This window comes from Ensifer sp. (genome assembly GCF_031989085.1).
In the GTDB taxonomy this organism is placed as follows: Bacteria; Pseudomonadota; Alphaproteobacteria; order Rhizobiales; family Rhizobiaceae; genus Ensifer.
This window is the reverse complement of sequence record NZ_DALZXU010000009.1, coordinates 1-13,563: the sequence shown is the minus strand read 5'-3', so window position 1 is coordinate 13,563 and position 13,563 is coordinate 1. Positions and strand designations below refer to the sequence as shown.

Below are 13,563 nucleotides of genomic sequence, written 5' to 3'. Positions count from 1 at the left end.
GAGTTTTCCATGGTTAGCCCATTGCCGGCGGTGCCGGTTTCGATCCTCACCGGCTTTCTCGGTGCGGGCAAAACGACGCTCTTGAACCGGCTGCTGAAGGATCCCGATCTCTCGGACACGGCCGTCATCATCAACGAATTCGGCGATGTCTCGATCGACCACCTGCTGGTGGAAGCCTCGAGCGACGGCGTCATCGAGCTGTCCGACGGCTGCCTTTGCTGCACGGTGCGCGGTGAGCTGGTGGATACGCTCGCCGACCTCATGGACCGGATGCAGACGGGGCGGATCAAGCCGCTGAAGCGCGTCGTCATCGAAACCACCGGACTTGCCGATCCGGCGCCGGTGCTGCAGTCGGTCATCGGCAATCCGGTGATTGCCCAGAGCTTTCGTCTCGATGGCGTCGTGACCGTGGTCGATGCGGTCAACGGCCTGCAGACGCTTGCCAATCACGGCGAAGCAGTAAAGCAGGTCGCGGTCGCCGATCGCATCGTCATCAGCAAGTCCGGCCTTGCCGACCGGACGCAACTGGACGAATTGCGCGCGCGACTGCGGGCGCTCAATCCGCGTGCGCCATTCATCGATGGCGACAGTCCGCAGGCGGGGAAGGGCGAACTCTTCGCGTGCGGCCTCTACGACCCGGCATCGAAGATCGCCGACGTCGGCCGCTGGCTACAGGACGAGGCGGATCATGAGCACGGTCATCACGCCCATGACCATCATGGTCACGAACACCATCATCATGATGGCGATCACCACCACCACCACCAAGGCCACCACCACCACGACGTGACCCGTCACGGGGCGGACATTCGCTCGTTCAGCATCATGCATGACAGGCCGATCGAGCCGATGGCGCTCGACATGTTCATCGATCTCCTGCGCTCGGCCCACGGCGAGAAGCTGTTGCGGATGAAGGCGATCGTCGCGGTCTCCGACAACCCGGAACGGCCACTGGTCCTGCATGGGGTGCAGAATGTCTTTCACACGCCGGAGCGGCTCCCTGCCTGGCCGGATCCAACCGATCGCCGCACGCGCATGGTGCTGATCACCAAGGGGCTCGGCGAAGCATTCGTGCGCGACCTTTTCGACGCGTTCACGGGCAAACCACGCATCGATCGTCCTGATGCCCAGGCGCTTGCTGACAACCCGCTGGTTGTACCCGGGATGAAATTCTAGAATTGTTTGCCGTCAATCGACCCTCGGTTGCTGCGAATGAGCTGCAAAAGGTTAAAATTCGGTAGTACTTTCGGGCTATTCGCTGACGCTTTCTTGAACATTTTTGGGCTAATATTTCGGCTTTACTTCTAGTCCATCCAGAAGGGTTACGGAAAGGCCATGTCGATGGCGCTCCCGGACCATCGCCGCCATCCAGATCTGGCTTCGGATCAGCAGCCTATTGGAAACATTGAATATTTCCGGTTCTGGTGAATTTTCCCCCTGGTTGTACCCGTCATTTCCCCTAAATTGTGAGGGGAGTATTTTTACCGGGCAGCCGGTTCCACGCCTGCATTTGCGGGCGCTCAGGACCGATGTTTTGCGGCTTTCTAAATTAACTAGAAGTTAAGTGTCTTCTTTAAAACACCGAACCGATGAACTAGCATGTTTGTTGCGGAGGGAGAGCAACGACCATGTCGATATCAGTTGCATTTGTTGACGACCATCCGATCCTTCTGGAAGGGCTGGTCAGTTTATATTCTGGAAAAAGTGACCTCGAGATCGTCGCGAAGGGCGAAAACGCGGTTGATGCTTTGAAAATAGTTGAAGAATTTTCACCTGAAGTTCTCGTGCTCGATTTGAGCATGCCCGGCGACGCCATTGCGGCGATCGAGCTGGTTGCACAAAAATACAAGGACACGCGGATCATCGTCTTCACCGCAAATTCAAGCATTGAAACCGCGATTCAAGTTCTGAACTACGGCGTCTCTGGCTATGTGCTGAAAGGCAGCAGTGCCAGCGACCTGCACGAGGCCATACGCACGGTCTATGACGGCGAGACATTCATCACGGCGGGGTTCGCGACCAAGGTCATCATGGCCATGAAAACAGCGGAAATCCGTCGGCGGTCCCAGGCACAACGGCGCCTGAGCCTGCGCGAGGAACAGATCGTCCGCCATCTCATGCGTGGCAGCACCAACCGCGAAATAGCGGCCTGTCTTGATATCAGCGAAAAGACCGTCAAGCACTACATGACGGTGTTGATGCAGAAACTCGACGTCAGGAACCGCGTGGAAGTGGTGCTGGCAGCGCAGCGTCTGGACGTGTTGCCGGACGGATCGAGCGAGCGCAGCGCGCCCCGGCGCGTCAACTAGGCCAGGGCTTGAACGCCGCATTCTCTCGGATGCGGCGTTCAAGCCATGCCTGCCTGCGTCTTCCATGCGCCGGTATACTCGCGTCTATCGGTGCTCCGACAGGTTGCCGCTGTGATCGAGCGGTAGAACCGCCGTCACCACGGTCCCGTTCGGCCGGCGGATGGTGCGCATGCGGCCGCCAAAGGCACGGATGCGCCGCTTCTGGGTGATCGTGCCCAGTCCGCTGCGGCCATTGCTGCGCGGCGTCGTAGAAACCGACGCCGCCGTGCCCACGTCCGCCACCGTGATGAACAGCCGATTGTGGCGCATGCCGTAGCGCAGATGCTGGCGGTTGGCAGGCGCATGCCGCTCGCTGTTCATCAAGGCTTCCTGGATGAAGCGATAGACGCAGATGTTGAGGTGCGCGTCGGCCGTCTGCGCTGCGATCAGCCCGACGACATCGACCTCGCGGCCGATCAGATCCACGTGCCGCCTGACTGCAAGCTGGATGGTGTCGTTGAGCGACATATCGTCGAGCTCCGGCAGCACCAGATCGCTCGAAATGTTCCTCAGTTCCTCGAGCACCGTCGTGACGGTATTGACCAGCTTGCCGACATCCTGACGGCTGACCTGGGGCTCGCCCCCGGTCGGCTGCGCGGCCATGTCGCTCAGCTTCAGCTTGAGCAATGTCAGCAGCTGTACCGGGCCGTCGTGCAGATCGGTGCCGATCTGATCGAGGATCATCTCGTTCAGCTTGCCGGCCTCGAGCCGAGCCGTTTCTGCGGCTCCCCGTAGCCGTCGGTTCTGGTTGGACAGCTCCAGCGCCCGCTTCAGGCTGTGTCGGATGGCGGCGTGTTGACGGTCGATCAGCAGGCTGCCGCTGCGCACGATCAGGAAAAGGAGCGCCAGCATCGGGACCGATAGGAACAGGACGATGCTGATCGTCTCGCGCCAGGCGGTCGAAAGCTCGCCCAGCAGAAAGTCGGGGCGCTCGTAGAATTCGCCGACCAGCAGCACCTTGCCCGCCTCGTCCCGGACCAGCGGGGCGTAGACTTCGATATACATGCCGCGCTGTTCTTCGCCGGTATACTCGTGTTTCTCGATCAGCGTGCGCGAAACCATGATCTCGCCCTTGAGGGCGTGCTGCAGTTCGTCGAAGACGACCTTCTCGTCGATCGTCTTGCCCGAGGTCGAATACATCAGGCTGCCATCCGGCGCCCAAATCTTCAGTTCGTGGACATGCTGGCCAAGTGCGCTGGTGCCGAGCAATTGTTTGAGCTTGTCCTCGACAACAGGCGGCAACACGCCGCGCCTGATGTCCTCTTCCGAGATCAGCGGCGCGACGAATGTCTGGAGATAGGCGGCGCCGAGCGAGCCGACGCTGTTGAAGACGGTCTTCTCCAGGCGGTTCGTTGTCCAGATCGCCAGCGCGATCATCAGAGCGACGACGACGAAGGATGCGATGATGATGAACTGGACTTCCAGTCGCAGCCGCTTGAACGTCGACAGCAGGTTTCTCATGGCGGCAGGTCGGCTGACGTTCAGCCGGATGGTCCGCTTGGCCGTATCCGTGTCGTTGCTTGAACCCATGAATGATGTCCGCTTTCGTCCGGGTGGTAGTATATTTCCTGTTCCTTAAAAATATGTCCGCGCCTTCCGCCAGCAGAACGCAGGCGGGACTAAAATCAAAGCGTCTGCGAAATTTGTAAATACATTTCAAATCTTTATCGCGGCTTTGGCATTTCGCTGCAGATCCGGTTGAAAAGCGCTTCGGGCTCCACAGTGGCACATTTCGACGTGCCGTCCTCATGCGAGATCTGGCCCCGACTTAGGTCTGATGGCGGTGGGGACCAAAGTTATTCGGCCCGACTGTCCTTTGGTCGCGAAAATCACGCGACCTTGTTCTCTACGACGGCGGTGGCTTCGGTGCGTTAATGGCAACCAGTACCAGTAACGCGACCTCTGTTGGCGGAAAGGCATGTGTCTTTCCGGGGGGATCGCTGTGTCTCGACGGAGGGGAAAATGGCCGCGTTCAAGCTCAATCTTCAGGACATGATTTTCGTATTGCGCCAGATCAAGATCGCGGAAGGGAACTCCACCGCGCATTCTGGCACCGCAGCACAGGAGCTGACGGAGATCTATGTCGACGCTGCCGGGAACGTGGTCCCGGCGGGTACACCCGGCGCCTTCCTCGCCCTTCCCGATCCCCATGTGCCATCCGGCCTGCGCACCGTCGATGGCACATACAACAACATCGTGCCGGGCCGCGAAACCTGGGGCTCCGCCGACCAGCCGATGCCGCGTTTGCTCGATGCCGACTATCGTGACGATCAGGATGGCGACACGATGGGCTTTGGCCCGCCCGGGTCCGGCGCGCCGCCGCCAGTCACCAACACCAACTACGGCAATGCGGGCAACGTTGCCGACGCGGACCCTCGCATCATCTCCAACCTCATCGTCGACATGTCGGCGAACAACCCTGCAGCGCTTTACGCGGCGCTGACATTTGCCGGTTCTGAAAATCCGCAGGCCGATCTGGAGCGCCTTCTCGCCGCCCGCGTGACGCAGGCCCAGGCCGATGCGGCCCTGATCGCCGCACAGACGGCGCTGAACGACGCGAACGCTGCGCTCGATGCAGCCGTGGCAGCGTATGTGCCTGGCAATGTCGCTGCGATCGACGCCATCCAGGATGCGGCCGAAGCCCTGTCGGCGGCAGAGGACGCATTGGCTCAAGCTGAGCTGGTCGCCGATGATCCCACGACCGCCTTTCTCGCCCTTGCCGAAGAATTGGGTGTCGTCATCAACGACGGCGGCTCGCTGTCCATCCCCAACGTGGCGCCGGACGAAGGTCTGTCGGCACCGTTCAATGCCTGGATGACCTTCTTCGGTCAGTTCTTCGACCATGGCCTCGATCTCATCACCAAGGGCGGCAACGGCACGGTCTACGTTCCGCTGCAGAACGATGACCCGCTGGTCGTCGGTGCCGATGGCCAGTTCGGCACGGCCGACGACCTGCCGGCGCACCTGCGCTTCATGGTGCTGACCCGCGCTACAGAAGCGCCCGGCAGCGATTCCCACATCAACACCACCACGCCTTTCGTCGACCAGAACCAGACCTACACCTCGCACGCATCGCACCAGGTCTTCCTGCGCGAATATGCGACTGTCGGTGGTGTACCGGTCGCCACCGGTCGGCTGCTCGACGGCTCGGCAAACGGACTGCCCACCTGGGCCGATATCAAGGCACAGGCCGCCGAGATGCTCGGCATCCAGCTCACCGACGCCGACATCTTCAACATTCCGCTGATCCGCACGGACGCCTATGGCGAGTTCATCCGCGGCCCCAATGGCTTTCCCCTGCTGGTGACGGGGCTGGGCACCGACGGCATCCCGAACACGGCTGACGACATCGTCATCCAGGGCAACCCGGCAGCCCCGGTCAACACCTTCACCGCCGGTGCCGTGCGCATCGGCCATGCCTTCCTCGACGACATCGCCCACAATGCCGTGCCGGTGTTCGACGCGCAGGGCAATCTCGTGCCCGATACCGACACCGATACCGGCAACGCGGTTCCGACCAACCCGCAGACGGGCCGCAATCTCGCCTATGACGACGAACTGCTCGACCGCCACTTCATCACTGGCGACGGCCGCGGCAACGAGAATATCGGCCTGACGACCGTTCACCACATCTTCCATTCCGAGCACAACCGCCAGACCGACATGCAGAAGATGACCATTCTGCAAAGCGGTGATCTCGCCTTCATCAACGAGTGGCTGTCCGTCGACATCACCCAGGCCCAGCTCAATGCGCTGCCGGCCACGTTCCCCGCGGATCCAGTGGCGCGCGAAGCGCTGCTTGATTCCTTTGCCTGGGATGGCGAGCGCATCTTCCAGGCCGCGCGTTTTGCGACCGAAATGCAGTATCAGCACCTGGTCTTCGAAGAGTTCGCCCGCAAGATCCAGCCGGCGATCGACCCCTTCGTCTTCAACAGCATCACCGACATCAATCCGGCGATCTTCTCGGAATTCGCCAACACGGTCTATCGCTTCGGCCATTCGATGTTGACCGATTCCATGCCGCGCCTGGATGGAAACGGCAATGCGATCAACCCTGATGTCGGTCTGGTCGAGGCCTTCCTCAATCCCGTCGAGTTCGACCTCGACGGCGCGATGACCCATGACGAAGCGGCAGCCTCGATCGTGCGCGGCATGACCGTCGAGCGCGGCAACGAAATCGACGAGTTCATCGTCGGATCGCTGCGCAACAACCTGCTCGGACTGCCGCTCGACCTGGCGGCGATCAACATCGCCCGTGGTCGCGATACCGGCATTCCCTCGCTCAACGACGCAAGAGCCCAACTCTATGCCGCCTCCGGCTCCACCTTCCTGAAACCCTACGATCACTGGGTGGATTTTGCAGCGAACCTGAAGAACCCGATCTCGGTCATCAACTTCATCGCCGCCTATGGCACTCATGACACGATCGAGGCGGAAACGACGCTTGCCGGCAAACGTGCGGCAGCCCAGGCCATCGTGCTTGGCGAGGCGGTAACAGTGACGATCAACGGCGTCGTCAGGACATTCGAGCCGCCGGCAGATCGCGTCGACTTCCTGACCAGCACCGGGTGGACTGACAGCGGACCGGGGGCCTCGACCGAGACCGGCCTCAACCTGATCGATCTGTGGATCGGCGGCCTTGCCGAAAAGAAGATGCCCTTTGGCGGCATGCTCGGTTCGACCTTCAACGCGATCTTCGAAGCGCAGCTGGAAAACCTGCAGGACGGTGACCGGTTCTACTATCTGAGCCGCACCCAGGGCCAGAACATGCTCAACCAGCTCGAGCAGAATTCCTTCTCGAAGATGATGATGGCCAACACCGACCTTGCCAAACCGGGCGCCGACGGTATCCGCGGCACGGCCGACGACATCATCGACCGCCATATCGGCGTCGATTCCTTCGCGAACTACGATTTCGTGCTCGAGGTCAACCAGGCCCACCAGGCCTATGCCGATCCGACTGGCAACGACCCGACGCTCGAAGCGCTGGGCCTCGGCAAAGTGGTTCGCAACAATCCCGGAACGGCCGGTCCCGATGCCAACTATCTGCGCTTCACCGGCGGCGAACACATCGTTGTCGGTGGCACCAATGGTGCCGATACGATCATCACCGATTTCGGTGACGATGCGATCTGGGCCGATGACGGCAACGACCGGGTCGAATCCGGCGCCGGCGTCGACCTCGTCAATGGCGGCGGCGGCGACGATATCCTGACCGATAGCGGCGACACAGGCGACTTCATCAAGGGCGAGGAGGGCAACGACGTCATTGCCAACTCCAACGGCATCGACATCCTGATGGGTGGTGATGGCAAGGACGTCGTCTTCGTCGGCGTCGACGATACCGAAGTGTTTGGCGGGGCCGGCGACGACTTCATCCTCGGTGGCGACGGTGTCGACCTCTTGATGGGCAACGAGGGCAACGACTGGATCGAGGCGGGCGGCGGCTTCGACACGACCGCCGGCGACAACTCCGAACTGTTCTTCAACTCGGCCATCATCGGCCATGACGTCATGTTCTCCGGCAACGAGGAACACGACTTCGACGCCGAATCCGGCGACGACATCATGGTGCAGGGCGAAAGCGTCATGCGCAACGAAGGCATGTTCGGTTTCGACTGGGCGATCTTCAAGGGCATGGCTCTGGATGGCTACGCCGACATGCGCATCCCGATCTTCACCACCGAGGCGGAAGACATCCTGCGCAACCGTTTCGACAAGGTCGAGGCGCTCTCCGGCTGGAAGAACAACGACACGCTGCTCGGCGACGACCGTGTGTTCGGCGAGATAGCACCGGGGGATACGATCGCTACCACCGAAGGCATCTTCTTCAACGACGGTCTCAACCAGGAGGGCATCGACCGCATCGCCGGCCTCAACCAGATCGTCAGCGTCGGCGCCAGCGGCCTCTTCGAAAGCGGCAACATCCTGCTCGGCGGTGCCGGCAATGACAGTCTGCGTGGCAATGGCGGCGACGACATTCTCGATGGCGATCGCTGGCTCAACGTGCGCATCCGCATCACCGGCGCCGATCAGGCGAACACGCCGGCAAACCAGATCGCGACCGTCGACAGCCTGAAGCACGTGTTTACCGGCAGCGAGAATGCGGGCGGCAGTGCGGTTCCGGCCAGCTGGGTCGGAAAGTCGCTCTTCGACCTGATGATTTCCCGCACGATCGTGCCGACGCAGTTGCATATCGTGCGTGAGGTCGTAACCGACGGCGTGGGCGCCAACGACATCGACACGGCCTACTACAACGACACGTTCCTCGACGCCAACGGCAACGCCAACTACACGATTACCCGCAGCGCCGACGGCCTAACCACGACGATCTCGCACATCAACGTCAGCAACGTCATCGACCCGCTGACCGAGCGCAACCTCGTCTCAGACGGTATCGACACGCTGCGCAACGTCGAATGGGCCGAGTTTGCCGACGGCACGCGCATCAAGCTCAACAACGAAGCGCCGACCGACATCCGCTGGAACGGTATCGTGCCGGCCATCAGCGCGCTTCCGGGCGCTGGTGCCGTCATCGCCAATCTGAGCACGGTGGACGAAGACAGCACGGTCTTTACCTATGCGCTTCAGCCGGGAAGCAGCCCGAACTTTGCGGTCTCGGCCGCGGGCGTGGTCACCCGGACCGGTACCCCAATGGCTGCCAATACGGCCTATACGCTGATCATCCGTTCCACCGACGATTTCGGCGGTTTCCGCGACGAAACCTTCAACATCCGCACCGGCACCGATGCCGCCAACGATCTGACGGCTTTCGCCACTGTTAATGACGACATCGTCTATGGCGAGGATGGCAACGACATTCTCGTCGGCGGCGCCGGCAACGACACGCTGTTCGGGCAGGACGAAGACGATACGCTCTCCGGCGGTCTCGGCGACGACGTGCTGCACGGCGGCGCGGGCGATACGGACACGGCCACCTATGCCGCCGCGACTGGTGCCGTCACCGTCAACCTGGCGACGGGGACAGCGAGCGGTGCCGACGGCAACGACACGCTGACGGAGATCGAAAACGTCATCGGTGGCGCCTTCAACGACACGCTGACCGGCAATGCCGGCGATAACGCGCTGACAGGCGGTGCCGGCAACGACACGTTGTCGGGCGGCGGTGGCGACGACGCGCTCCAGGGCGGCGCCAACGACGACACCTATGTCTTCGGCCTGGCCGATGGCGACGATACCATCCAGGAAACGGCAGGCGCCGATCGGATCTCGCTGGCGACGGGCGGTGCAGCGCTGGCTGCGCTCAACTTTGCCGAAGGGGCGGGCGGCAACCTCAACATCGTCGTCGGTGCAACCGGCATCACCGTGACCGACCATTTCGATACGGTCGGCGAGGAAGTCGAGAGCGTCGAGATCGCTGCGGGCACGACCTTTGTCGGCCATGATGTCAGCGGGATCTTCGCGCTCAGCGCCGACGACACCAACCCACGCACGGCTCTGGCAGGCGTGGCAACCATCCTGTCGGGCAGTGGTGTCGGTGAAACGTTCACGGGCAGCTCCGGCCGCGACCTGATTTTCGGTAATGGCGGTAACGACACGCTCAACGGCGGCGACGGCAATGACCTGCTCGTCGGTGGAACAGGTGCCGACACTTTGAACGGCGGTATCGGCAACGACACGATCGTCGTCGACATCGACAATGGCAACGGCGGTGCCGACATCGTCAGCGGTGGCGCTGATACCGATACGCTCGCGATCATCGATACCGGTCCCAACGGCGAAATTCTCTCCGTGGCTTACGACGGTGCGCGCATCACCCAGATCGAGGGCGGGGGCTCCATCAATGCCGATGTCGAAAGGGTCACGGCCGATCTCGGTGCTGGTGCCGACACACTGGCCTACACGACCGCCTCCGCAGTCACGGTCAATCTGGCAACGGGTACGGCGACCGGCTTCGCATCGATCGCCGGCATCGAGAACGTCACCGGCGGCATCGGCAACGACGTCTTCACCGGCGACGCCAACAACAACACGTTCATCGGCGCAGCAGGCGCGGACCGGGTCGTCTTCACCGGCACAGCCGCTGATCACGGCTTCGCCTTGAGCGGTACCGATCTGGTCGTCTCCGGCGAAGGCGGAACGGACACGCTTTCCGGCATCGAGCAACTGCAGTTCGGCGCGACCGTCTATTCCACGGCCGGCGGCAACCTCCTCCAGGGCACCAATGTCGGCACCACCCTCAATGGTGGCGCCAACGCCGAGCTGATCCTCGGCTTAGGCGGCAACGACACCATCAACGGCCTGGCCGGCAACGACATCATCCAGGGCGGCGACGGCAACGACACGATCAATGCCGGCGACGGCGACGACACGATCGTCTGGAACGTCGGCGAAGACCGCGACATCGTCAATGGCGGCACCAACACGGCCGTCGGTGACACGATGGTGATCAACGGCGACGGCACCGGCGAGACGTTCCGGGTCTATACCCGGCTCGAATGGGACAATGTCGCAGGAAACATTGGCGCGCAGCTTGCCGCGGCAACCCAGATCGTCATCACCCGCAACGGCACCAACTTCAATTCGATCGTGGCCGAACTTGCCGCCATCGAAGAGATCGTCATCAACACCGGCGCCGGCAACGACACCGTGCTGACGATCGGCGACTTCACGCCGACAGGGCTTGCCGTCAACACGATCACGGTCAACGGCGACGAGGGCAACGACACCGTCGACCTCTCCGCCCTGCAATCGTCGCATCGCATCCTGTTCCGCTCCAACGGCGGCAGCGACACGCTGGTCGGCAACCTCAGGCCACAGGACGTGGTGGAACTGGCGCCGGGAACCAACATTTCCGACTACACCATGACCACCAACCCGAACGGCTCGAAGACGTTCTCGAACGGCACGCATTCGATCACGTTTACCGGCGCGGTGCCGCCGCAATTCCAGAACACGCCTTCGAACCCGGGCAACGGCGAAGGGGTCTCTGGCCGCTTCGAATACACCGCGAGCGATCTGGCCGGGCTTAAGAACCTGGTCAACGGCTTGCCGGCTTTCGGCGGCGACGATGAAGGCGAGGGTGCTACCGGCGTTCGCACGTTGTCCGGCCACGGCAACAACGAGGACAACCCGAACTGGGGCTCGGCCGACACGCCGTTCATCCGCATCACCGGCTCGCATTATGGCGCCTATGACGCGGCAACCGGCAACAACGCCATCAACCCGATGTTCGCAGGCCTCGACCCGCGCGAGATCAGCAACATCCTCGGCAGCCAGGAACTCGACCTGCCGAAGAACGACAAGGACGCCAATATCTTCTTCATGGCATTCGGCCAGTATTTCGACCACGGCCTCGATTTCCTCGGCAAGGGCGGCAACGGCACGATCCGCATCGGTGCACCGGGCAATGGTGCGCCGGGCTCGGGTAATCCGGCCGATCTCACCCGCGGCACCGTCAACTCGATCGTCGACGGCGTACCGCAGCATCTGAACAAGACCTCGCCCTTCGTCGACCAGAACCAGGCCTATGGCTCCAACGACCTGGTCGGCCAGTTCCTGCGGGAGGGCAATGGCTCGGGCGGACTTGGCGCGCACCTGCTGAAAGGTGGGGTCGATCCTTCAAACGACGACTTTGCGCTCCTGCCGACGCTGCGCGAGGTAATCCTGCATCACTGGCAGAACAACACGGTCTTCCATTCGGCATCGCTGCCGGGCGGGCAGGTCGCCTTCCAGACCTACTATGCGGGGTTGGTCACCAACGGCGTCATCAACGAGGCGATGCTGCCGGCGATGACCTCAAACTTCATGGGCAGCAGCCATGCTCTGCTTCTCGATACCAACCCCTTCATCAAGCTGCTCGACCATTATGTGGTCGGCGACGGGCGCGGCAACGAGAACTTCGCGCTGACCTCGATGCACACGATCTGGGCCCGCAACCACAACTTCCATGTGGAAGGTCTGGAAGCGGCCGGCTTCCAGGGAACGGCGGAAGAGCTGTTCCAGGCGGCCAAGATCATCAACGAGGCCGAATACCAGCGGGTGGTCTTCAACGAGTTCGCCGACATGCTGCTCGGTGGCATGCGCGGCCTCGGTTCGCACGGCTTCCTTGAATACAACCCGGATGCGACCGCCGGCATCTCGCATGAGTTCGCGGCCGCCGTCTATCGCGTCGGGCATTCGCTGATCGGCCAGACCATGACCGTTCTCGATGCCAACGGTCAGCCGAAACAGGTGGCGTTGTTCGACGCCTTCCTCAATCCAAGCAACGAGGCCGGCGTGTTCACCGGTCCCTTGCCTCCCGGCTACGTACCGCAACCCGGCTACGAGCAGCTCGGCGTCAACTCCATTCTCGGCGGGATCATCACCCAGCAGGCCGAGGAGGTGGACTTCAGCATCGTCGATGCGGTCCGCAACGACCTCGTGCGCATCAATGCCGACCTGTTCGCCTTCAATGTGGCGCGCGGATGGGATGTGGGTCTTGGAACGCTCAACCAGGTCCGCATGGATCTGGCAGCCTCCCAGGATCCTTACGTCTCGGAAGCGCGCGGCTTTGCCGGCAACCTGTCGCCCTACGCGTCCTGGGAGGACTTCCAGACCCGCAACGGCCTCAGCCAGGCGGTGATCAACCAGTTCCGTCAGGCCTATCCGGACCTGGTGCTGCAGCCCGGCGACGTCGCCGCGTTCCAGTCGATCAATCCGGGCATCCAGGTGGCGATGCAGGCCAATGGCACCGGCATCGTCAAGGGCATCGACCGCGTCGATCTCTGGGTCGGTGGTCTGGCTGAAAAGCATGTGAACGGCGGCATGGTCGGGCAGACCTTCTGGATCGTGCTGCACGAGCAGTTCGATCGCCTGCAGGAGGCGGATCGCTTCTATTACGCCAATCGCCTCGACAACTTCGACTTCTACGAAGACTTCATCGACGGCCAGGAGTTCGCCGACATCATCGCCCGCAACACCGGCATGACTGATCTGCCGGAGCACATCTTCGAGACGCAAGAGCCCGAAGACGAGGATGATGATGACGGTGCCGGCAACCCCGACGATGATGATGACGATGATGATGACGGCGACCCCGTTGGCGGCGGCGATGACGACGACGACGAGGATGACGGCGACGGCGACACCGGCGGCCCCGACGATGATGGGGATGACGACGACGACGACGCCGGGTCGGACCCGGACGACGACGACGATGATCATGGTGGTGACGACGACGATGACGACACCTGCGGCTCCGGCGACGGCGACG

At 62.1% G+C, this 13,563-nt stretch carries 4 protein-coding genes; 3 read left to right on the top strand and 1 reads right to left on the bottom strand.

What is annotated here, in order from left to right; all coding sequences use genetic code 11:
* Positions 1-9 precede the first annotated feature (9 nt).
* Positions 10-1,176 (top strand): GTP-binding protein, encoded by a 1,167-nt coding sequence (locus RTP54_RS26220; RefSeq protein ID WP_312366626.1) that lies wholly within the window; start codon positions 10-12, stop codon positions 1,174-1,176.
* 452 nt (positions 1,177-1,628) lie between these two features.
* A complete protein-coding gene (locus tag RTP54_RS26215) occupies positions 1,629-2,309 on the top strand; it encodes a response regulator (RefSeq protein ID WP_112807257.1) in 681 nt (226 codons plus the stop codon).
* A gap of 84 nt (positions 2,310-2,393) precedes the next feature.
* Here RTP54_RS26215 and RTP54_RS26210 read toward each other — a convergent pair whose 3' ends face one another.
* On the bottom strand, positions 2,394-3,878 hold the full coding sequence (locus RTP54_RS26210) for a histidine kinase (protein ID WP_312366624.1): 1,485 nt from the start codon (positions 3,876-3,878) through the stop codon (positions 2,394-2,396).
* Positions 3,879-4,310: 432 nt separating this feature from the next.
* Here RTP54_RS26210 and RTP54_RS26205 point away from each other — a divergent pair.
* Positions 4,311-13,563: peroxidase family protein (locus RTP54_RS26205; protein ID WP_312366621.1), on the top strand; the 9,253-nt coding region annotated here is incomplete at its 3' end.